This is a genomic window from Methylocystis sp. IM3, from assembly GCF_038070105.1.
In the GTDB taxonomy this organism is placed as follows: Bacteria; Pseudomonadota; Alphaproteobacteria; order Rhizobiales; family Beijerinckiaceae; genus Methylocystis.
The window spans coordinates 407,509-428,398 of record NZ_JBBPBZ010000002.1 but is presented as its reverse complement, the minus strand read 5'-3'; the positions used below and the strand labels follow the sequence as shown (position 1 = coordinate 428,398).

The following is a 20,890-nucleotide window of genomic DNA, read 5'->3' as shown; positions in this document are numbered from 1 at the left end:
CGACCGCCGTTCGGATTTCGTCCTGTCCGATCTTTTCGTCCGCTGTTCCGCCTTGAAGCGCGCAAAAGGAAAGGCCGACGCCAAGCAACAGGCCTCGGACTGAACACTGTCCAGCGGGTGAACGCCGCAGGGTTACGCGATCCAGAAACATCCCGACTCCATTATTGAACGACGCAGCCTGACAGTACGCTGACATGGGGCGTCAGGCGGATGCGGGGCCGCCCCTTTTACCGTCGGCTCATCGGTCGAATAGATCGCAGATAACCGCCAGGCGGAAGGACAAGCAATCATGTGCCGCTCAAACATCCTCTCGAACTTCCTCATTGCCACGGTTCTCACCTTCACTGCGAGCTCTGCCTATGCCGGCAGCTACGCGGCGGGTTGCACCAAGTCTCCCCAAGCTTCCTGGATGAAGATTGAGGATGTTGAAGCCAAAGTGAAGTCGGACGGCTATTCGATCATGAAATCCAAAGTGTCCGGCAGTTGTTACGAGGTCTACGCCACCAAGGACGGCAAGCGTTTCGAACTTTTCTACGATCCGACGACCGCCCAACTGGCGTCGACAATCCTCAAGTGAGACGAGCGAGCAAAGCCGGTGCGCAATGAGGCACTGGGGGGCCGGCGCCCGCCTTCGCCGGTCCCACGCTCCATCCTGCGCATTTTCTATTTGAGAGGGCAACCCCGATGACACAGCTGCTCGCCGAAAGCGAACTCGTTACTCAACGATCCGACGTGATAGTCTGGGATCCGTTCGTGCGCGTGTTCCACTGGTCGCTCGTCGGTATGTTCGTGATCGCCTTAGCGACGAAGGACACCTACGAGATTGTCCATCAAAGCGCAGGCTGCGCCATTTTAGCGCTTGTCGCACTGCGTTTTCTGTGGGGGTTCGTCGGCTCCGAGCATGCGCGTTTTCGCGATTTTTGCTTTTCGCCTCGGGAAGTGACGCGATTTTTCTTCGATTCCGCCAGGCTCCGAGCAACGCGCTATATCGGTCACAATCCCGCTGGCGGCCTTATGGTGATCGTGCTGATGTTGACGCTCCTCGCGATCTCGGCCACCGGCGTCATGCTGACGATGGACGCATTCTGGGGACAGAAATGGGTCGAGGAAGCGCATGAAGGCGCCGTGACGATCATGCTCGCATTAATCGGTCTGCATCTTCTCGGCGTTTTTGTCGCCTCCGTCGAGCATGGCGAAAACATCGTCCTATCAATGTTTACGGGCCGCAAGCGCGCGCCTGGTGACGAGTAGTGACCTCAAAACGCGCACGCAGAAGCCCGTCGCTGTCGCAGGATGATTCTGCAAACGACATAGCCAACGAAGGCCCCCCATCATGTCGGTCTCCCAACCCATCATACTTGCCGCCGCGGCTTTGGCTTTCTTGAGCACGTCGGCCGCGGCGATGAACCCCGCGCAAAAAGCCCTTTTCGAGACCTATGACGCCATCTCAAAAGGCGATGCGGCGCGCGGCAAAGCCCTGTTCTTCGCCACCCATGCCGGGGGAAAGGCAGAATCGTCGTCCTGCATCTCCTGCCATACCACCAATCTTTGGGGCCCAGGCAAGACGCGCGCGGGCAAAACAATTGAGCCGATGGCGGCTTCCGCCGCGCCCAATCGCTTCACCGACCGGGCGGAGGTGGAGAAATGGTTCAAGCGAAATTGTTCAGACGTTCTGGGTCGCGAATGCTCGGCTCAGGAGAAATCCGACATCCTCGCCTTCCTGCTTTCAATCTGATTTGAGGAGATACTCAATGGGGCGTTATGTGAATTCCGGAACGATCGCCGTTGTAGCCGCGTTGTCTGGCGTTGCTTTCGGTGCGCAGTCGTTATTGGCCGATGGGTTGAGCCTTACCCCGGTGCAAGACAAGACCGTCGCCAAGGAATGCGCCGCCTGTCATATGCTCTATCCACCCGGGCTTCTGCCCGCCCGCTCCTGGTCGTCGATCCTCGCCAATCTCAACAACCATTTTGGCGAGAACGCTGCCCTCGACGATGCCACGACCAAAGCTATTGCCGACTATCTTGTCGCTAACGCGGCTGACGCGGGAGGAAGCGGATCGAAATCGCTCCGCGACCTCGATCCAGAGGTCACGCCGGCACGTATCACGGACCTACCGTGGTGGAAATGCAAACATGAAAAGAGAAACCGGGTTGGTCCGGCGGCGCTTGCGGAGAACGGCGCAAAATTCAAAGGCGATTGCAAGGCTTGCCACAAGGGCGCCGAGCAAGGCTCGTTCGACGACGATTGAGAAATATTTTCGTGATTTGCCGAATGGCGGAGGGCGAAGCTGTCATCGGCGGCCCGATACGGCCTTGGCTCGTCGTCGCCAACATCAGCGACTCGGTCCGCTCGACGTAGCCGGGATCAACCTCAGCGGGGACCCGAAGTCGTCGCTCTACGGACACGCCTCGACGCAGGCCATTCCGCGCCGGGCTGACCAAGAGCCACGGAAAAAAAATGCGTCCAAATGCAGACACCGGAATGGGGGCATATCCAGACTAATTCATGCGCCCTGGTAGAACTTCCAACTCGAGAGCTGTTTCAATTCATCCTCCGTCAATTTCCATTTTTCAGTTTGGCTAGTCAGCGCGACGAGGTTCTCATACAAAATGCTTCGCGCAACTTTGGTTTTGTCTGCTTCATCAAATTCGTTTTTGTTTACCAAAATCGGAAAATCAAAGCTGCCGAACCCGCTATCAATGCAGAATGTCACCCGCGCAAAATCTCCCCGCTCTTTGGCATGAATCGTCTCAATTCTAGAGACCCATATTTTAAATTGCCCCTTCATATCGTTCCTGATTGTTTCACGCCTTTTCGAGTTTCGAATCAGTCCAGAGTTAGGCTCTTCTGCCTATAGTCAGTGGCATTTTCCGAGCTCAGTCCTTTGGAGCACACGCGCAGGCTTGGAAAACCATCAGACAGCGCCTGAAAAATTCGTGAAGCACCGGCGGCGGCGCCGGAAGGCTTCGCAAGCAATCCATTACGAGCGACGGCGGCGCCTCGAGTTCCACGACAATGTAGATGCGACCTATGGCGCGGCATTGAAACAGGGCTTGACGCGGACGGGCAGGCTCTTTAATTAACGCGTCAGTTATATAACCATGCAGGAAATAATGGTCGATCCCCTGAGCGCCACTCTTTCCGCTTTGGCGGACCCAACACGGCGCGCCATCCTCGCCCGGCTGGCGCGGGGCGAGGCGTCCGTGAACGAACTCTCCGCGCCGTTTTCCATCAGCCAGCCGGCGATATCGAAGCATCTCAAGGTTCTGGAACAGGCTGGCCTGATCAGCAGGGGGCGCGTGGCGCAGTCCCGACCGTGCCGGCTAGAGGCCGCGCCCCTGCGCGATCTCGCCGGATGGCTCGAGAGTTATCGCCAATTCTGGGACCAAAGCTTCGATCGCCTGGACGCCTATTTGAATGAACTGCAGAAGGGGAATCCCGATGAGCCTCGCAACTGATCTTGCGCCTCCGCCGCTCGTTGTCTCTCGTCGCTTCGCCGCGCCGCCGGAACTTATCTTCGACGCGTGGTTCGATCCGAAAGCCGTGGGAAAATGGCTGTTCGCTACTCCGGGCGGGGTTTCGGAACGGGCAGAAATAGACGCGCGCGTCGGCGGCGGCTTTTCAATTCATGAGCGGCGCGGCGAGACCCTCGTCACACATTTTGGCGAATATCGAGAGATCATTCGACCCAAGCGCATCGAATTCACGCTCGGACATGACAAGGACGGCCCATTCAGCCCCGTTACGGTGGATGTCCAACCGAATGATCAGGGAAGCATCCTGACGCTCACGCATATGACGCCGCCAGAATGGGCGTCGATCGATGTCGGCGTGAGGGCCGGTTGGGAAAGCATATTGGAAGGCCTCGCGCGTACGACGGGCGAAGATGGAAATGGCCATACGCTCGTTATGCGCCGAACATTCGACGCCCCGCGCATTCTCGTGTGGAAGGCCTGGACGGAATCCGATCATCTTCTGCGCTGGATGTGCCCGGCGAATTTCAAAGTGATCTTTGCCGAAAATGACTTGCGTATTGGCGGCCAATGGCGCTCGGGGATGCGTTCGCCGGAAGGAGAGAATTTCATTCACTGCGGAGAATATCTGGAAATCGACCCGCCCGCCCGTCTCGCCTTCACGCATAGATGGGAGAAAAACAGCCTGGAACCGGTTGCGAATACGAAAATCACCATCGTTCTCGACGAGATCGGCGAGAAGACCCAGATGATCTTCGTCCATGCGGGCCTCGCAACCGAAACCTCCGCATGTTCGCATCAACACGGCTGGACAGGCGCTTTCGAAAATCTCGCTCGGCTCGCAAGCGAACTCGTCCAGAAAAATCACTGAACGTGTCTCGACATGTCAGGTCTTTAGGCCTCGCCGTCCCACGTCGCAACCTTGGGGGCGAACTAACGCGGACCCCGTATACGAAAGGAGACGTCATGACTACGAATAACGCTTTCCTCGCCATTTTTATCGGCAGTAAGACCAGCCCGAAAATGACGGCATGGAACGCTCTCTCTGAAGCTGAAAGGCAAAAAAAGACGCAGGAGGGCATCGCCGCCTGGAAAGGCTGGGTCGATAAGCACCAGGCGGCCATTGTCGTAATGGGTGGGCCCTTAGGCAAAACGAAGAAGGTTTCCTTGAACGGGATTGAGGACGTCAGCAACGCAATGGGGGCGTTCACCGTTGTTAACGCCGAGTCGCATGAAGCCGCTGCAAAGCTCTTTGAAAATCATCCGCATTTCACACATTTCCCCGGAGAATCGATCGAGGTGATGCCCGTTCTTCCGATACCAGGCGCCTAACAGTTCTTTGATCATCAGCACAGGAAACGAACACGATGAACATTACCGTTGAAACGACGGTCGCGGCGCCAATCGACCGTGTCTGGCGCGCCTATACGAACCCTGACGACATCAAACGATGGAACGCCGCGTCCGACGATTGGCACACGACGGCTGCAACCGTCGATCTACGCGAGGGAGGAGCCTTTTCCTCCCGCATGGAGGCCAAGGACGGCAGCATGGGCTTCGACTTTGCCGGGACCTACACGAAGATCGTCGCGCCAAGGCTCATAGAATACCGCTTCGGCGATCGAACAGCCGTGGTCGAATTCACTGACGGCGCGGGGGGCGTCAATGTGCGGGTGACGTTTGACGCGGAGGCGACGCATTCGATCGAGCAGCAACGCGGCGGCTGGCAAGCGATCCTCAACAACTTCGCGCGCTATGTCGAAAATCCGCAACACGGAGATTTGCGATGCTAATATTTTTCTCATGTTTGGTCGGCCTTCTCGGGGCGCTCCTGATTTATGCTTCGACCAAACCGGATGCGTGTCATTTCTCGCGTTCGGTTCACATTTCGGCGCCGCCAGAGAAAATATTTCCGCTGATCGACAATCCGCGGGCCATGAATGAATGGAACCCTTTCGTGAAATCCGACCCCAACATCAAACTCACATACAGCGGCCCCCCAAACGGCGTCGGCGCCGCCAATGATTTCGAGGGCGACAGTCGAGTCGGCGCGGGTAGAGCGGAAATCGTCGAATCCGCGCCACCTCTGAGCGTGATCGTGGCGCTGCGCATGGACCGCCCAATGAAATGCCAAAATCGCGTCGAATTCACGATTGCGCCGGCGGACGGCGGAGCCGACGTCACTTGGGCGATGACCGGCAAACAACCCTTCCTGGGAAAATTGTTCAGTGTCTTCGTCAATACCGAAATAATGGTCGGCGACGCATTTGAATCGGGCCTTGCAGATCTCAAAGCCAGAGCCGAGGCCTGACTTCAAAAGGGATATAGGCCAATGACAATCACGCAATGGGTCCTCGCCCCCGCCTGTGGTTCGATACAGAAGACCGGTAGGTGGTCAATTTTTGCGCCTCTCTCATTCCGAGCTCGCGTATCCTCGATATGGCCCGACGCAGCGATGCCGCGCCGGGGGAATTCGGCTCCGTTCTCATTGTGACGTTCGAACTCGCCGCTGCTCAGTACCGCACATTGAACGGCGACCCGATCTTCCAATTCACCGAGGCGATTTCGTGATCAGGCGGAAGTCGACTATCTTTGGGCGGGGCTGGGGCCGGTGGATCCTACGGCCGTTGTGACTGGCTTAAAGATCGCTACGGCTTGTCTTGGCCGATCGTTCCGAGGCGTCTGCCCGAACTGTTCAACGGCGCTGACAAACCCGGCGCCAGGGGTACGACGAAGGCCATCCTGCAAATAAGAAAAATCGACGTCGCGACGCTCGCACGGGCATACGCTGGAGGCGCCTAGCGCCGCGGTACGCCCGAAACACAGGAGATCATCCAAGATGCAGTACCTGGTTTCCGTGATCGACAACAACACCGGCTCCGCCACGCCGACCGAGATGGCTGCCATCAGCGCGTTCAACAACCGGCTCAGGGCTGAAGGTCACTGGGTCTTCGCCGGCGGCCTAGAGTCGCCCAACGCGACAACCGTCATCGACAACCGTTGCGGGGAAGCGGTGTTCACCGACGGGCCCTTCCAGGAATGTAAGGATTACGTTGCCGGCTTCTGGATAATCGAGACCCCCAACCTCGACGTGGCTCTCAAGCTTGCCGCCGAGGGGTCGAAGCATTGCAACCGGAGAGTCGAGGTACGGCCGTTCCTGGGCGGCCGACCGTGATCGACGTCCCGGGATCACGTCCAAGTAAATGAGCTTCGGCGGCAAATTGCCAGTTATATTCATTCGCGCAGTTTTACCGGGTGCATGCGGATCGTTTGCAAATTGGGCCTGCGGTTTCACTCGGCCTCGTCTTTCAAGCGCAAACACGTAAAAGCTGGCCGAGGTGGAGCTCTGGGACAAATACGATCCCCGTCGACCGATTCGCCGTACGAACACTAAAGTATGTGCTTGACTAATATCTGGCTGCCGGAATACATAAGCAAATGCTTGACAAACCAGTTTCCCTCGATCTGGTGTTTCACGCGCTCGCGGATCCGACGCGCCGCGCGATCGTGGAGCGCCTGACCCGTGGTCCTGCCTCAGTCAGCGAGTTGGCCGCGCCGATGTCGATGTCGCTGGCGGCGGTAATGCAGCATCTACATGTGCTGGAGGAGAGCCGACTCCTGCGCACCGAGAAACAAGGCCGAGTGCGGACTTGCAGGATCGATCCCGACGTGCTCAGGCGCGCCGAAGTCTGGCTCACCGACCGCCGCACCTTCTGGGAAAACCAACTCGACCGGTTGGGCGAAATGCTTGCCGAGGACGCCCTTACATCCAACAAGCGCAGACGGAGAAAGTCGTGACCAAAGCCATCCACGGATCCTTCACCGTCGAACGCGTCTACGATGCGTCGCCGGCCCGCGTGTTCAAGGCCTTCGCTGACCCCGCATCCAAGGCGCGCTGGTTCGTTGGGCCAGGGGGATGGCAGGAGATCAAACGCGAGCTGGATTTCCGCCCAGGCGGCCAGGAGATCGCGCACGGGAAATTCCCGAACGGTCCCGAAACCAAGTTCGTGGCGCGCTATCACGAGATCGTGCGAAACGAGCGTTTGGTCTACGTCTATGACATGCACGTCGACGGCGTCTTCATGTCGGTGTCCCTTGCGACCATCGAATTGACGCCCCAAGGGAGCAAGACTGAGCTGCGGATCACCGAACAGGCGGTCTTTATCGACGGTCACGACGGCAACGAATCGCGCCGCGAGGGCACTAAGTATCTTCTCGAACAAATCGCCGCCAATTTGCCCGACTAGAATCCAGCCTCATAACGCCCACTAACCTATGGCGGCGACAAGGCAGATAGACGTGATGAAGTCACCTTTGCGACAAAAAAAACTCGCCAGAGCCGTGCTGAGGCGTCAGAAACCGGAGGGCTCGTCGGTCATAGAGGCGTAACCCATTTCGACAGGAGCAATGCTTCATGGCCGCTGGCAAGCACGTCAATTATATTGAGGTTACCAGATCAATGGCTGCGCCCATTGCGTGAAAATGCTCACGCGTGAAACGCGTGACGACGGAGAAAAGAACGAACGGCTCGACCGCCCGGTGATGTGGGAGCATGTCCTTCGCGACCAATGACGAGCGCACAGCCAGGCGCGTCTCCGACGCACTTCGCGCCGCAACGGAAATGCGGGCCACGAAAAACGACACCGGCCATGAACTGAACCCTTACTCGCGCCAGTTCATGACCCGATGACGCTGGCAGGCAATGTTGCGTCTGCCCTTCGAATGAAGCTTGAATGGCATAGGTCGCTCCCGACACAAAAATTGGAAACCCTTTGCGCTGACAATCCCTAAAAGCCAGACTCCCAGCCATCCATGCAACAAGCAGACCTCAGATTCCACAACAATGCCTGTTCGCGGCGCGAAAGAAGTCCTACCGGTCCCGTAGTTGCGGCTTGCTAGCAGATATAGCGTGCATCCCTCCGAGGACTGCGTTGTGGCCGACGCGGAACCCGATTTCCTGCAACTCAAGAGCCAAGTCCGCTGGCGAGAGACGCAATTTCCGGTAGCTACTCTTCTGGAAAGTCCAAGTTTGTCCGTCGCGGACATGGACCAGGTCGTTGACAACTACGGTATCCGGTTCGTAATCCAATACGCAGGTCATGATGCGACCGTCGTCGGCACGGATTGGCAGAAATCGGTCCAATCCTTTCAGTTCGGTCAAAAGATCGCGAAAGGTAAGCACGAAGCGCCCCTCGGGCGCCAGGTGCTCAAAGGCATCCTGGAAGAGCTTAGTCACGTCCGCCCTGGTTTCCAGATGGGTAAGAGTGTCGCCCATACAGACGATCGCGTCTGCCCCCGAGGGCGTTACAAATTTCGAAAACGCGCGCAGATCTGCGTGAACCGCTTTTACAGGTGCAGGCCCGCGCGCGGCCTCCAGCTCGTCGAGCAAGAAACGACTCGTGTCGATGGCGATTACGGCTTCGTAACCCATATTCGCTAGCGCGAACGACTGGTATCCCGGTCCGCAGCCCAAATCTACGGCGAACCCGCGCACGTTCCCAGGAAGTCCTAACATTGCCAGGAGCGATTGCTGTTCCGCAATCTTGTCTGTGAGTGAGAGGTCGACCATCCATGAATAATGTGGCGCCAAGAAATCATCGTAGTGTCGCATTACATCGCTCATCTCAATCTCTCTGCACGTTTTTCTGAAGAGTTCAGTCCCGAGCACCCGACGGTTGATCGTGCTACGACCGACTTCAAAGCCGCCCGCAAGCCACGAGATGCTTCTGCATGGCGAGCGCCAGAAAAGATCACTCAGCATCGCGGTTACCGAGCACCCGTGCTTCTCCTCGCCCGGCAATTATGCCCCGCTCGCACTGTCCGCACCAGAACCGCCTCGTCAACATCCGAATATTGTGGGCTTCGCGTCTAGGCGCGCCGACCATACACCCGGACCACCTCTTGAGCGGTCGGGAACCTTCGTTGCCCCCTACCTCGTCAAATTGACAGCAATTGAAGCATCACGACCGCGTCTGTCGAATTTCGCGAAGGCGGCGCTTTCTCCTCACGGATGAAGGCGAAGGATGGTAGCATGGGCTTCGATTTCGAGGCGACCCACACAAATATTGTCCCGCAAAAGCTCATCGAATACGCCTTCGGCGACCGCAAAACGGAGGTCGAATTCACGGATGGGGCCAAGGGGCGTCAAGTGCGGCTGATATTAGATGCTGAACCACGCATTCGGAAGAACAGCAGCGCGGGGGCTGACAAGCAATCCTGAATAATTTCGCTCGCCACGTCGAAAAAGTCGTAATGCGCGGCCTGATGCTCAATGACGGCAAGGTAAAGGTGGTCGTGGTTCCCGGCGGCCTCCTTGCTTCGGCCTTGACCGCGCATTTAGTGCGCGCAATCTCGTAATTGGATGACGGCTTTTTGACAGATATTGCAAACGCGTGGTTTTGGACGGAAGTCCCAGGCGTAAAGCGCGTTTTCTGCACCGGGAACGGCGGTCAGAATCGATGCAGAATCATGCCGCTAAGGTGGTCTTCCAAGAATTTTTTTGCCATGATCAAGGCTTAACGGATCGCATCCGTGTATGAGGCTCAAAATCCTGGCCCATGTCCCGCACCCATCGATTGTTTGATATCTTGCAGGCACTGCGTCGCCGTCGCCGACCGGTAAGCGGGGCGGAGCTCGCGCGCGAGGCAGGCGTCTCATTGCGCACGCTATATCGGGACATTGCCGCCTTACAGGCGATGGGGGCTGAAATCGAAGGAGAGGCGGGCGTCGGCTATGTCCTGCGGCCCGGGTTTCTCTTGCCGCCCCTTATGTTCTCAGAGGAAGAGATAGAGGCGCTCGCTTTGGGCGCGAAATGGGTGGCGCGCCGCACTGACGACGCGCTTTCCGAGGCGGCCCGCAATGCTGTTGCGAAGCTCTCGGCGGTTCTCCCTGAGGATCTGACGGCCAAGCTGAATGACGAGGCGCTTCTCGTCGGCCCGGGATGGGAGCATCCTCACCATGTCGATCTCAAGCTGCTGCGCCGGGCGCTGCGCGATCAACGCAAGCTCGCGATTTCCTATCGAGACGAAAAGGGCTCACGAACCGAGCGGGTCATTTGGCCCGTGGCGCTCGGTTTTTTCGAATCGACTCGCATTCTTGCAGGCTGGTGCGAGTTGCGGGCGGCCTTCCGCCATTTTCGCGCGGATCGTATCGAGGTGGCTGAAATCCTGAACGATGCGCCGCCGCAGCGCAGACAGACGCTTTTGAAGCAATGGCGGCAAAGCATGCTGACAGGAACTGACAGCATGCTGGCTTATCGTCGCCGTGCCTCAAACGAGGTCAAAGGAGAAGCCATGGCAAAGGAACTCATATTCTACACCAATCCTCAGTCCCGCGGCATGATCGTGCATTGGATGCTGGAGGAAATCGGCGTTCCTTATTCGATCGAAGTCAGGGAATATGGAACCTCGATAAAGGCGCCGGAGTATCTGGCCATCAATCCAATGGGCAAAGTCCCGGCCATCAAACACGGCGACACGGTGGTGACCGAAACGGCTGCCATTTGCGCCTATCTCGCCGATGCTTTCCCTGAAGCCGGGCTCGCGCCGACGCCCGCCGAGCGCGGCGAATACTATCGCTGGCTCTTTTTCGCCGCTGGCTGCGTGGAAGCGGCTATGGGCAATCACGCCGTCGGCTGGGATCCGACGCCGGAAATGCAGGGACGCTTCGGCTATGGCTCTTACGCCACTGTAATCGACACCCTTGCAAAGGCTGTAGCAGATCGCCGGTATATTGCCGGAGAGAAATTCACAGCCGCCGACATCTATGTCGGGTCGATGATCGGCTTCGGTTTGCGCTTTGGCGCGCTTGAGAAGCGTCCGGAATTCGAGGCCTACTGGAGCGGCCTAGAAAACCGCCCTGCGCGGCTGCGCGCCGGCGCTCAGGTGGAAAAGCTCGCCTCGAAGCGCGCCTGGGAACCAGCCTGATCCTGCTCCCTCTCTGAATTTCTGGGTGCGAATCAACCCGCCTTGCGACGGGTTGGTTCCTCTTTCCACAAGTAGAGATTTGGATCGCGGACGACGTCGAACATTGCAATGCGCACGACTCTGTGCTACAGAGTCCTCTGTATAGGAGGTCAGCCATGGACATCCAAGATCAGGCCACCGCCGCACTCGCGGAAATCGCAGCCGTCGAACGGCGGACGAGGACCGCGCTCACCTATCGGCGCGCCAGCGCATTCCTTATTCTTTGGGGAGCTTTGGTCGCGATTGGCGCGGCGCTCAATCAAGCTTTTCCCGACCGATCCGGGGCGATCTGGTATAGCGTCGATGGCGTCGGTCTGGTGGCAACCTGCGTTCTAGCCTTCCGTCGCGCGCAGGACGCGCGCCAAGCCGACCCCGCTGCTCTGCGGGTGGTCGCAAGTCTGGTTGTGCTCTGCGCTTACGGCGTCGCGTGGTCATATCTGCTGGCGCCGGCCGGACATGATCGACTGGCCGTATTCTGGTCCACGCTGATGATGATGGGCTATGTCGTCATCGGCGTGTGGCAAGGGCCGCTTTTTACAATACTTGGCGTTGGCGGGACCGTTCTCAGCCTTGCCGCCTATTTCCTTGCCGGTCCCTGGCTGCATCTATGGATCGGCGCGATCTTCGTCCTCGCCTTCGTGCTGGGCGGATTGCTCCTGCACCGTCAGGGCGTCGGCGACTCATGAAACCAAACGAAGTCGTTCACCAATCCACACGTCTACGCATCATGGCGGCGCTCAACGTGCTGGAAGCCCGCGAATGGATCGAGTTCACGCGCCTGAGGGCGATCGTCGATGCGACGGACGGAAATCTGGGCGCCCATCTCGAGACGCTCGCCCGAGCTGGATATGTGACGATCGACAAGCAATTCGTCGGGAAAAAGCCGCAAACCCGCGTAAGAGCGACCAATTCGGGGAAACGCGCTTTCGCCGACCATGTCAATTTTTTACGCTCCCTCTTAAGCGAACATTTGCTTTCGAAAGATCGCTCACCCGCCTGACGGAGGATCTACAGTTATGAGTCTGTCGTTTGAGAATTTGCTGCGCGACAGCTTTGGGCGCCCGAGGGGCCTGCTGGGTAAACTGGGCGGACCAATCATGGCCCGCACGAATCGCGCGAGCGTCGCCTGGGTGATCAAGTTCCTGGCGGTCAAACCGGGAGACCGCGTGCTGGAAATCGGCTTCGGTCCTGGCGTCGGTCTCGAGTTCCTCGCGCGCGAGGCACCCAGGGCAAAATTCTCGGGCGTCGACGTTTCCGAGGAAATGTTCCGGCAGGCGACAGCGCGCAACCGTGGGGTGATCGATGACGGCCTGTTGGAGCTCCGGCTCGGATCGGCGGAACATCTCCCCTTCCTCGACGGCGCCTTCGACAAAGCGTTTTCGGTAAATTCTCTCCAAGTCTGGACCGACCCCGCGGCGGGCCTCCGGGAGGCGAGGCGCGTCCTGAAAGACGGCGGGACCATCGCCTTCGCTTTCACTCGCCATTCGGGTCAGCCAAAGGATGGTCTCGTCGAACGTTTCGGGAAAGCGGGCTTTACCGACGTGCGCATCGTCGACGGCGACGACTGCTTTTGCGTGCGAGCGATGAAGGGCGACAAAAGTTGAGCGCTCAAATTTCTTACGCCCACGAACCTGACCTGACTGCCGCCCAGTTCCAGAATATCCTCGACGCTTCGACGCTGTCAGCGCGACGCCCAGCCGACGATCTTACTCGGCTCGACAGAATGCTGCGCAACGCCGACATCGTCATGGTGGCGAGGGATGCCGGACGCATTGTGGGCGTCTCCCGCGCGATTACCGATTTCGCCTATTGCTGCTATCTTTCCGACCTTGCCGTGCATCAGGATTACCAACGCCAGGGGATCGGAAAGCGTTTGATCGCAGAAACTCGCGTCGCCGCCGGCGAGGCGACGACTCTGATCCTTGTCGCTGCGCCACTCGCCGAGGGCTACTATCCGCGAATCGGAATGACCCATTTTTCGAGCTGTTGGGCCATTCCGAGGGAGCGCTGAGCCAGACAAACCGCCTACGGGAATCATCTCGTGACCAAGCAGCATCGGTATCATGTCCGCGTAACCTGGACAGGCAATACTGGATCGGGCACCGCGAATTATCATGGTTACAGTAGGGACCATGAAATTTTGGCGGGGGGCAAGCCAGTCATTCTTGGATCATCGGATCCAGTTTTTCGTGGCGATCCAACAAAATGGAATCCTGAGGAGCTGCTTGTCGCCTCGGTTTCGACCTGCCACAAGCTTTGGTATCTTTCCCTTTGCTCCCGGGCCGGCATTGTCGTCATTTCCTACGATGATCACGCTGAGGGCCTGATGCTCGAGGAACCTGCCGGTTCGGGGTATTTTACCGCCATCGTTTTGCGCCCCGTCATCGAGCTGGCTAAGAACTCGAACGTCGAAGCGGCGGAGGAGCTTCATAAAAAGGCGCACGAGATGTGTTTCATTGCCCGGTCGCTCAACTGCTCAGTAGAAATTGAGCCAACAATCACGCGCATCTAAAGTGGTATATTCTGACCACGACAAAATGAGGGCGAATTCGACGTAATTTATCTGATAGGGTTCGATCCCGCAGCGCCCCCAATTAGAGTGAGAGGACGCATCTCATTGACATGTTTCCCTCGCATCGCTCGCCCGCCGACGCCGCGTCCCCGAAGCCTGCGCGAAAGAGCGAGTAACGCCATGGGTGGAACCGGCGTCATCGATCGCGTCCTCGAAACTTTCACCCGCTATATCGACTCGGACTTCGGCCTGCTCGGCGGCGAAATTGGGTTTCTGGCGACGACCCTGGCGTCGATCGACGTCACCCTCGTCGCGCTCTTCTCGAGCATGGGCGAGGCGAAGACATCATTGCCCGCCTTGTGAAGAAAACCACTCTTTGTCGGTGTCTTCGCTTATCTCATCGGCAACTGGAACAACCTCGCCCGTATCGTCTTCGAAAGCTTTTCCGAGCTTGGGCTCAAGGCCGTCGGTGCCGGGCTTTCCGCCACCGACGTTCTGCGGCCCGGCCGCGTCGCCCAGGTCCGGATCGACGCCGGACGCCCGCTGCTCGACTCTCTCTCGCAGCTTCTCGGCTATATCTCGTTCTTCGAAAACGCAATCCAGATCGCTATTCTCCTCATCGCCTCGCTCATCGTCCTCCTGAGCTTCTTCATTCTGGCGATCCAACTCTTCGTCACGGCGATCGAATTCAAGCTGACGACCCTGGCTGGCTTCGGCCTCATCCCCTTTGGCCTTTTCGGCAAGACCGCCTTTTTCGCCGAACGCGTTCTTGGCAATGTCGTTTCGTCGGGCGTGAAGGTGCTGGGGAAGCGATCGAGCAAAGAGCCGATCGTTCGCCAAACGCCTTCTGGCGTTCGCTTATCGGCTTTTCGCAACAGCTTTTTGAGCTTCTCGAAGACCTGCTCGATCGGATTGAGGTCTGGGAAATATTGTGGCGGGAAGTGGCGCAGTGCGTCCTTGGCGCGAATGGCTTTGTCGATCGCCGCGCCCTTATGGGAGCCGAGATTGTCCATGACGACGATGTTGCCCCGCTTCAGGGTAGGCGCGAGGACCTGCTCGACGTAAGCGAGGAAGCTCTCGCCGTTGATAGGCCCGTCGAGCACGAGGGGCGCGGTGATTTCGTCGTATCGCAAGGCAGCTAGGAAGGTCATCGTCTTCCAATGTCCTTGTGGCGCTTTGGCGACGCGCAGCACGCCGCGTCTGCTCCAGCCATGCATTCGCGTCATGTTGGTCTTGGCCCCGAGGCCGGCGTTGTGAGGGTTGTCGACCTAGATACTCTGTGTTACAGAGCACTCTGCACACATGGAGAGCAGCCGTGGAAGACAACCGTGGGCAGGCGACAGGCGCGCTTGCTGAGATCTACCTCCTCTTCAACGAGAGCTACACGACCGACGTCGCGGAGCAAGGAGCCAGGCCCGCGCTTTGCGAAGAGGCGATTCATCTCTGCCGACTGCTGCTGCGGCTGTTTCCGGCCGAGCCCGAGATCATGGGGCTTGGCGCCCTCGTCCTGCTGCAGCACGCGCGCGCCGTCGCGCATTTCGACGCCTATGGCGCGGTCGTGCTGCTCAAGAATCAAGACCGCTCTCTCTGGGACCGCCGCAAGATTGCCGAAGGCCTCGCCCTCGTCGACAAGGCGCTACGCCATCGCAAACCCGGCCCCTATCCGGCGCAGGCGGCAATCGCCGCCTTGCATGCCCGCGCGCCGACCTTCGCGGACGCGGACTGGGCGCAGATCGAGTTGCTCTATGGGGCACTCGAACGCATGCAACCCTCGGCCGTCGTCACGCTCAATCGCGCCGTCGCAGTCTCGAAATCCCGCGGCGCCGCCGAAACGCTGACGATGATCGAGCCGCTGGCGCGCCGAAACTTGGAGGCTATTTCTATTTTCACCGGGCTCGCGGGGCCTTCCTGAAGCAACTCGGTCCCGCCGAGGAGGCGCGCATCGTCTTCGACGGGGCCATCGCGCTCGCCAATACGCCGGCCGAGGCGGTGCATATCTAGGAACAGAAAGAGAGCCTGTCGACGCCACCGGAACTGCGACGCCGCCATCTTCCGTCTTCGACATCCGGCGTCCGAACGGCGCCGACGCCCCTCTGCCCCAGGCCTGCTCGACATTTGGCGAGGGCATCGGCGGGATCGAGAAGGCGGAGGGCTGCAAAAGATTTTCCCAAGGCGTGTCGGATGGCCATTTGCCCGAACGTCTTCACGAGGCAATGGACATTATCACCGATACGCCAGCAACGGAGACCGTAATGACCAAAATGTTCGTCAATCTGCCCGTCAAAGACCTGAAAAAGACGATGGCCTTTTACAAGACGCTCGGTTTTTCCTTCAATCCGCAATTTACGGACGACACGGCCGCCTGCATGGTCATCTCCGAGCACAATTATGCGATGTTGCTGACCCACGAGAAGTTCAGTCAATTTTCGGCGAAACCAATCCCCGATGCGCACGAGACGACGGGCGTCCTCGTCGCGCTCGCACTGGCGAGCAAGGAGGCCGTCGACGAGATGGTCGAAAAGGCCGTGAAAGCCGGCGGCAAAGAGCCGCGCCCGAAGCAGGACTACGGCTTCATGGTGCAGCGGACTTTCGAAGACCTCGACGGCCATACCTGGGAGCCCTTCTTCATGGACCCCGCGCAGGTGCAGAACGGCTAACGAACCGTAAATTGTAAAGGAGAGGCGCAAGAGCGCGAATTATACCTATCTCGTTGTTTTTCTTGGGACCAAAACCAATCTGGGAATGACGGCATGGAAAGCTTTGCCCGAAAATGAACGACGCGCAAAAGAACAAGAAGGCATAGCCGCCTGGAAAGCGTGGCCTTTCATGTGAACGACGCCGAATTTGACGCCATTTTCGGCCGTGTAAAGGACGGCCATCTTCCCTTTGGCGGCGCGCCGGGCACGTTTGACGACGGCGAGATCAACCACTGGAATGGCGGGCGCGGGGTCTATTTCAAAAGTTCGGACGGCCGCATATTGGAGTTGATGACAGTCCCGCTGTGAGCTGCGGGGTCTTGCGGCTGTGAAATCTTGACGTTTGGAAGGGGACACGAAATGGCCAAGAACACCATCTGTCTTTGGTACGACAAAGATGCGGAGACCGCGGCTCGCTTTTACGCCGAGACATTTCCGCAAAGCTCAGTCGGCGCCGTCCATCGCGCGCCCAGCGACTATCCGTCCGGCAAGGCCGGCGATGTCATCACGGTTGAGTTCACCGTCGCGGGCGTTCCTTGCATCGGCCTCAACGGCGGTCCCACATTCAAGCAAACCGAAGCTTTCTCCTTCCAGATCGCCACGGACGATCAGCAGGAGACGGACCGCTACTGGAACGCGATCGTCGGAAATGGCGGACAAGAGAGCGCATGCGGATGGTGTAAAGACAAATGGGGCGTCTCCTGGCAAATTACGCCGCGCGTATTGACGGAGGCGATGGCGGCCGGAGGGGACGAAGCAAAGCGGGCGTTCGAAGCGATGATGAAAATGAAGAAGATTGACGTCGCTGCAATCGAGGCGGCGAGGCGCGGCTGATTCTTGTAGCAAGTTCGAGACAACGCGCAGCGGTAAACGTCGCTGAGAAACCGGGGCGGCGCCAACGCCAGTCGGACAGTTCGGGAGACGCCAGTTGGCGACATCTTCTTGAAAACCGCAGCGCATTCTCGGTCGTCGCCATTATTCTGCTTGCGAAAGCCATCGCGCTGTAAGGGAGCGAAAACTCGCGGGTCGCTCTTTGTTCGCTGATCGATCCCAACAGAAGAAACCGTCGAATTGGGCAGGTCCCAATTTCGCAGAAACAAAATCGAGGTAAATTATGATCGATCCCGCCTATGTTCGCACGATGGCGCGCTACGCACGCTGGCAAAACGACAATCTTTACTCAGCCGCCGATACGCTCAGCGAAGAGGCGCGTCATCAGGATCGCGGCGCGTTCTTCAAATCCATTCACGCGACGCTAAATCATCTGCTTTGGGCGGACACCATGTGGATGAGTCGCTCGTCCGATTTTCCGCAACCGACTGTCGGATTGTCTGGTTCGGCATCATACTTCAACGATTGGGAAGCGCTGAAACGAGAGCGCGCCGCGATGGACCGGAGAATAGTCGATTGGGCGCGCGCAATTGGCGTTGCCGAGCTAGCCGGGGATCTTGCATGGCGTTCTAGTACTAATACGGATTTCGTGAAACCACGTTGGCTCGTTATCACGCACATGTTCAACCATCAAACGCATCATCGTGGCCAGGCCCACGCCATGATCACTGCAGCCGGCGCGACGCCATACATCACGGATTTAGTCATCATGCCGGGCTGTACTTATTCTATTTAACTCCCGGGATTGGATTGAGTTTAACCGGCGATGAATTCTCGTCCAAGCGACGGGCGCGAAGAAGGAGACGAACCAGGAAACGGTCGCCGAGGCTGGATAGATAGCGCTTGATAAGTAGTTCGTTGGGAAGAAGCAGCAGACTCGCGTGCGCACGACCGACGCTGGGAGGCGAGCCTTCCCCGCCCCTGTCGCATATTTGCGCAGATTCATGCTTGAGACCCCTGATTGCGAGCGGCCGCTTCGGGGCATAATGAAAATGCCACTTTCGACGGCTTCTCGCCTGCAAGTCGCTTTCGAACTGCTGCGCCTTGAAGCATGCGAAGTGACGTGCTTCTGCGTCTCGCTCCCTGCGCCGTCAGTCGGGGGAGCAGCTTCACCGCAATCTGAGAATCGATCGCTCAAGGCGGCGGCTCGCGGCGCAGCTTTGCCATTTCTGGCTCCGCAAGCCATTGTTCAAGCATGAATTTCAGCTCTCGACTCCAGGACTGGTCGATTTCGTTACGCAAACCGACAGCGCGTGCCGGTTCGCCATGATCGCTCGGCTTGCGCCGTCCGTAACGCGGACGCGCCAGGACGTCTCATAGCTCTTCATCCAGCATCGCCTCGATGAAAACGCGAACCTGAGCGCAGACTATGCGTCCATGATGGCGTCAGCCCAATCACCGAAAAGCAGAATGTCGGCGGCAACAACCGCCGTCTTCATGGTATTTTTCTTCATGGCATGGCCTCCCTTCCGTCGCTCCACCAGCGGAATCGTTTGGGTTAGGTAACCCGGAGACCGCGCCAACAAATTTCAACCACCTTCGCGACGGGACCGCCTACCCGGTCGTCCAGGCGTTCTGGCAAGAGCGTCAGTTGGGATCGATCGGCGCCTTTTAAAAAACGTCCCGTCATCTTCCCCATCGAGCGACGAGGGAATTGAAACTTACTCGCGCGTTCTTACAGCCAGGATCATGAGCTGGCATTGTACCCGGGGGTCGCCGTTCGCGCGACATCTTTTGCCCCTCGCTCGGCGAAGCTGTGAGGCGTAGCTGGGGACGTGCAAGTGGAGCGACAATTGACCGCGCCGCCTCCATCTCAATTCAATTTAAGAAGACCGTAGCTTCGCCCAGGCTCTGCGCAAGCGAGCATTTGACATTGCAATAGCGGGAGATCAATCAATTACGAATGCTCCTGCGCGGGCTATCTTTGCTGAAGTTTTCCAAACTGATGGAAAACAGTCCTCCAAGACATTGAAATCCAAAGCGAGACATCGCGAAATCACATCGCATTCTATCCTTGCTAAGGTCTGATTGGACAGCGCCTCTCGCCGGGTTTCGGCGAGGGCGCATTTTGCCCTCATCGCGGAACTTAGCCCACGCCGTTTGGGGCAACCATGCCGAATGTGGTTAACGTTATATGTTCTCGCTTGCCATAGCGGTGTCTATCAGTTCCGCGGGCAAGTCGAGATTTGCCCCGCACTCAACCACGGCTAACGCGAACCTCGCGCGTGAGAAGCCGACGTAGGTTTCCTCCGGGCGCATTGGAAGGTGTCCACCGATTACGAGAATGATTGTATCAGCTTCAAGTCCCTTAAAGGCCGAAAGATCGAACACTTGGATGTCATCAAATGTCGCTTCGCGCCGCTCCGCGACGAGCCGGAAGTTTTTCGGTGTAGGCAACCCGTCCGACCAGTCTTCACGCTCAAAATGCATCAAAAATTCAGCGGCGACAAGAGTGGCAGGGTCTCTACGATGTAGTTTGAGCTTCTGGTCCTTTAACCGCCAGCGCAGGTAATTCCGGGGGTGCCAATACGAAAGCACCTTCTGCCGAACATCTCGCGATATGCTAAAAGCCCCCGCAATCTCACGGACTAAAGCGGCATCTTTCGCTGTCGGTAAAGGCTCACGGCTCAAGTTGGTTAGCCGTGCACGGACGCTCTCCAATGCATTTGGTTGGTATAGTGACACCATCTCGATCGTACAAACAAATTACACCCTCAAAGCATCTGGCCACAGCGCCCTGCCACGGTTCTGATGTCGAAACCTGAATGGTATTTCCAATTAGCGGCCATGAGGAAACTTGGAGCCCACCGGATAACAGGATAACAATTTTGCTCTCAGTAAGACTTGTTTTTACCGCGTGCGACAAAACTCGACGGAGTCCGTCAGTCTCCAGACCGATTGGAACTCGTTCGATCCAAGCTTGTCCCTTCGATCGCAATTGCAATTCGGTTTCGGGTGCTTGGGCATGAAAATAACGCACCAAATCGAAGACTTTCGCTGAATTGCGGCAATTGCGAGAAAGATCAGGTACGGCATCAACGTCAGGATACCCCGCGCGATGTGGCAAGAGCGCCTGATGATCATCATGAAAAATATAAAGGATACCAGCATCAGGTGCGATCAAGGCGGCTTCTACGAGGAGCCACCATTCCGATCGGAAGTCCTGCCCTTCGTCGACGATAATGGCATCAAACCTTTGACCGCCTTTCAGTAGAGCATCGAATGCTGCTTCCAACTCGGCCGACTCCGGCTCATCGTAGTTCGACCATGACATCGGTTGTTCTTTGCGCAAAGATATTGCAAGACAACGCACCCAGTCTCCAAAGGAATACACCACGGCCCCTGTGCCACGT

Annotated in this window: 27 protein-coding genes and 4 pseudogenes; 26 read left to right on the top strand and 5 right to left on the bottom strand. The window is 57.9% G+C overall.

Features of this window, described 5'->3' with window-relative positions; genetic code table 11:
* Positions 1–289: 289 nt before the first annotated feature.
* The 4 genes from WOC76_RS03825 to WOC76_RS03810 all read left to right on the top strand — a co-directional run bounded on the left by WOC76_RS03825 (position 290) and on the right by WOC76_RS03810 (position 2,249).
* Entirely contained in the window at positions 290–577 is a 288-nt protein-coding gene (locus tag WOC76_RS03825; protein ID WP_341103759.1) for a PepSY domain-containing protein, read from the top strand.
* A 107-nt stretch (positions 578–684) separates the two neighbouring features.
* Complete coding sequence (locus tag WOC76_RS03820; RefSeq protein WP_341103761.1) at positions 685–1,251, top strand: cytochrome b/b6 domain-containing protein; 567 nt, start codon at positions 685–687, stop codon at positions 1,249–1,251.
* Positions 1,252–1,381: 130 nt separating this feature from the next.
* Positions 1,382–1,735, top strand: a complete 354-nt coding sequence (locus tag WOC76_RS03815) for a DUF1924 domain-containing protein (protein ID WP_341103763.1) — start codon at positions 1,382–1,384, stop codon at positions 1,733–1,735.
* Between the two features lie 16 nt (positions 1,736–1,751).
* Positions 1,752–2,249 carry a hypothetical protein gene (locus tag WOC76_RS03810; RefSeq protein ID WP_341103766.1) on the top strand — a complete coding sequence of 166 codons (498 nt, stop codon included), beginning with the start codon at positions 1,752–1,754 and terminating at the stop codon, positions 2,247–2,249.
* A gap of 255 nt (positions 2,250–2,504) precedes the next feature.
* Here WOC76_RS03810 and WOC76_RS03805 read toward each other — a convergent pair whose 3' ends face one another.
* Positions 2,505–2,789: a hypothetical protein gene (locus tag WOC76_RS03805; RefSeq protein WP_341103767.1), complete on the bottom strand. Its 285-nt coding sequence runs from the start codon at positions 2,787–2,789 to the stop codon at positions 2,505–2,507.
* 325 nt (positions 2,790–3,114) lie between these two features.
* Here WOC76_RS03805 and WOC76_RS03800 point away from each other — a divergent pair, with 325 nt between their 5' ends.
* The 9 genes from WOC76_RS03800 to WOC76_RS03760 all read left to right on the top strand — a co-directional run bounded on the left by WOC76_RS03800 (position 3,115) and on the right by WOC76_RS03760 (position 7,721).
* Entirely contained in the window at positions 3,115–3,459 is a 345-nt protein-coding gene (locus WOC76_RS03800) for an ArsR/SmtB family transcription factor (protein WP_341103768.1), read from the top strand.
* Positions 3,443–4,345 (top strand): SRPBCC family protein, encoded by a 903-nt coding sequence (locus WOC76_RS03795; RefSeq protein WP_341103769.1) that lies wholly within the window; start codon positions 3,443–3,445, stop codon positions 4,343–4,345. Before WOC76_RS03800 ends, WOC76_RS03795 begins: the two co-directional genes overlap by 17 nt.
* A gap of 95 nt (positions 4,346–4,440) precedes the next feature.
* Positions 4,441–4,806: a hypothetical protein gene (locus WOC76_RS03790; RefSeq protein WP_341103771.1), complete on the top strand. Its 366-nt coding sequence runs from the start codon at positions 4,441–4,443 to the stop codon at positions 4,804–4,806.
* 35 nt (positions 4,807–4,841) lie between these two features.
* Positions 4,842–5,267, top strand: coding sequence for an SRPBCC family protein (locus tag WOC76_RS03785; protein ID WP_341103772.1), 426 nt, complete (start codon positions 4,842–4,844; stop codon positions 5,265–5,267).
* The gene (locus tag WOC76_RS03780; RefSeq protein ID WP_341103773.1) at positions 5,261–5,785 is read left to right on the top strand and encodes an SRPBCC family protein; all 525 of its coding nucleotides are present in this window, start codon (positions 5,261–5,263) and stop codon (positions 5,783–5,785) included. Before WOC76_RS03785 ends, WOC76_RS03780 begins: the two co-directional genes overlap by 7 nt.
* A gap of 80 nt (positions 5,786–5,865) precedes the next feature.
* Complete coding sequence (locus tag WOC76_RS03775) at positions 5,866–6,045, top strand: VOC family protein (protein WP_341389698.1); 180 nt, start codon at positions 5,866–5,868, stop codon at positions 6,043–6,045.
* Positions 6,046–6,313: 268 nt separating this feature from the next.
* Positions 6,314–6,649, top strand: a complete 336-nt coding sequence (locus tag WOC76_RS03770; RefSeq protein ID WP_341389696.1) for a YciI family protein — start codon at positions 6,314–6,316, stop codon at positions 6,647–6,649.
* 263 nt (positions 6,650–6,912) lie between these two features.
* Positions 6,913–7,272, top strand: a complete 360-nt coding sequence (locus WOC76_RS03765; RefSeq protein ID WP_341103776.1) for an ArsR/SmtB family transcription factor — start codon at positions 6,913–6,915, stop codon at positions 7,270–7,272.
* Positions 7,269–7,721 carry an SRPBCC family protein gene (locus tag WOC76_RS03760; RefSeq protein WP_341103778.1) on the top strand — a complete coding sequence of 151 codons (453 nt, stop codon included), beginning with the start codon at positions 7,269–7,271 and terminating at the stop codon, positions 7,719–7,721. Before WOC76_RS03765 ends, WOC76_RS03760 begins: the two co-directional genes overlap by 4 nt.
* Positions 7,722–8,344: 623 nt before the next feature.
* Here the strand turns inward: WOC76_RS03760 and WOC76_RS03755 are convergent.
* The gene (locus tag WOC76_RS03755) at positions 8,345–9,097 is read right to left on the bottom strand and encodes a class I SAM-dependent DNA methyltransferase (RefSeq protein ID WP_341103780.1); all 753 of its coding nucleotides are present in this window, start codon (positions 9,095–9,097) and stop codon (positions 8,345–8,347) included.
* A 339-nt stretch (positions 9,098–9,436) separates the two neighbouring features.
* On the opposite strand from WOC76_RS03755, the pseudogene WOC76_RS03750 reads away from it, so the two are divergent.
* The 8 genes and pseudogenes from WOC76_RS03750 to trbL form a co-directional block, all read left to right on the top strand.
* Positions 9,437–9,681 (top strand): annotated as a pseudogene (locus WOC76_RS03750) (SRPBCC domain-containing protein); the annotation flags it as partial.
* Positions 9,682–10,031: 350 nt separating this feature from the next.
* On the top strand, positions 10,032–11,399 hold the full coding sequence (locus WOC76_RS03745; protein ID WP_341389691.1) for an HTH domain-containing protein: 1,368 nt from the start codon (positions 10,032–10,034) through the stop codon (positions 11,397–11,399).
* 155 nt (positions 11,400–11,554) lie between these two features.
* Positions 11,555–12,124 carry a hypothetical protein gene (locus WOC76_RS03740; protein WP_341103783.1) on the top strand — a complete coding sequence of 190 codons (570 nt, stop codon included), beginning with the start codon at positions 11,555–11,557 and terminating at the stop codon, positions 12,122–12,124.
* Positions 12,121–12,438 carry a winged helix-turn-helix domain-containing protein gene (locus tag WOC76_RS03735; protein WP_341103784.1) on the top strand — a complete coding sequence of 106 codons (318 nt, stop codon included), beginning with the start codon at positions 12,121–12,123 and terminating at the stop codon, positions 12,436–12,438. The genes WOC76_RS03740 and WOC76_RS03735 overlap by 4 nt, the downstream gene beginning before the upstream one ends.
* Before the next feature lie 97 nt (positions 12,439–12,535).
* Positions 12,536–13,042: a class I SAM-dependent methyltransferase gene (locus WOC76_RS03730; RefSeq protein WP_341389687.1), complete on the top strand. Its 507-nt coding sequence runs from the start codon at positions 12,536–12,538 to the stop codon at positions 13,040–13,042.
* Positions 13,039–13,449 (top strand): GNAT family N-acetyltransferase, encoded by a 411-nt coding sequence (locus tag WOC76_RS03725; protein WP_341103787.1) that lies wholly within the window; start codon positions 13,039–13,041, stop codon positions 13,447–13,449. Before WOC76_RS03730 ends, WOC76_RS03725 begins: the two co-directional genes overlap by 4 nt.
* 30 nt (positions 13,450–13,479) lie before the next feature.
* A complete protein-coding gene (locus WOC76_RS03720; RefSeq protein ID WP_341103788.1) occupies positions 13,480–13,950 on the top strand; it encodes an OsmC family protein in 471 nt (156 codons plus the stop codon).
* Positions 13,951–14,130: 180 nt separating this feature from the next.
* A pseudogene (gene trbL / locus WOC76_RS03715) lies at positions 14,131–14,754 on the top strand (P-type conjugative transfer protein TrbL); the annotation flags it as partial.
* An 11-nt stretch (positions 14,755–14,765) separates the two neighbouring features.
* On the opposite strand, the pseudogene WOC76_RS03710 reads toward trbL, so the two are convergent.
* Positions 14,766–15,185: pseudogene (locus WOC76_RS03710) on the bottom strand (transposase); the annotation flags it as partial.
* Between the two features lie 92 nt (positions 15,186–15,277).
* Between WOC76_RS03710 and WOC76_RS03705 the strand changes: the two are divergent.
* From WOC76_RS03705 to WOC76_RS03685, 5 genes and pseudogenes are all read left to right on the top strand, one after another.
* Positions 15,278–15,951, top strand: a pseudogene (locus WOC76_RS03705) (DUF6596 domain-containing protein); the annotation flags it as partial.
* A 251-nt stretch (positions 15,952–16,202) separates the two neighbouring features.
* A complete protein-coding gene (locus tag WOC76_RS03700) occupies positions 16,203–16,607 on the top strand; it encodes a VOC family protein (RefSeq protein WP_341103790.1) in 405 nt (134 codons plus the stop codon).
* Positions 16,608–16,778: 171 nt separating this feature from the next.
* Entirely contained in the window at positions 16,779–16,955 is a 177-nt protein-coding gene (locus tag WOC76_RS03695; protein ID WP_341103791.1) for a hypothetical protein, read from the top strand.
* Between the two features lie 51 nt (positions 16,956–17,006).
* A complete protein-coding gene (locus WOC76_RS03690; protein WP_341103793.1) occupies positions 17,007–17,480 on the top strand; it encodes a VOC family protein in 474 nt (157 codons plus the stop codon).
* A 280-nt stretch (positions 17,481–17,760) separates the two neighbouring features.
* Positions 17,761–18,273, top strand: coding sequence for a DinB family protein (locus tag WOC76_RS03685; RefSeq protein WP_341103794.1), 513 nt, complete (start codon positions 17,761–17,763; stop codon positions 18,271–18,273).
* Positions 18,274–19,667: 1,394 nt separating this feature from the next.
* On the opposite strand, the gene WOC76_RS03680 is transcribed toward WOC76_RS03685, so the two are convergent.
* The gene (locus WOC76_RS03680) at positions 19,668–20,168 is read right to left on the bottom strand and encodes a hypothetical protein (protein ID WP_341103796.1); all 501 of its coding nucleotides are present in this window, start codon (positions 20,166–20,168) and stop codon (positions 19,668–19,670) included.
* Positions 20,158–20,811: a hypothetical protein gene (locus WOC76_RS03675; protein ID WP_341103798.1), complete on the bottom strand. Its 654-nt coding sequence runs from the start codon at positions 20,809–20,811 to the stop codon at positions 20,158–20,160. The genes WOC76_RS03680 and WOC76_RS03675 overlap by 11 nt, the downstream gene beginning before the upstream one ends.
* Positions 20,812–20,890 lie beyond the last annotated feature (79 nt).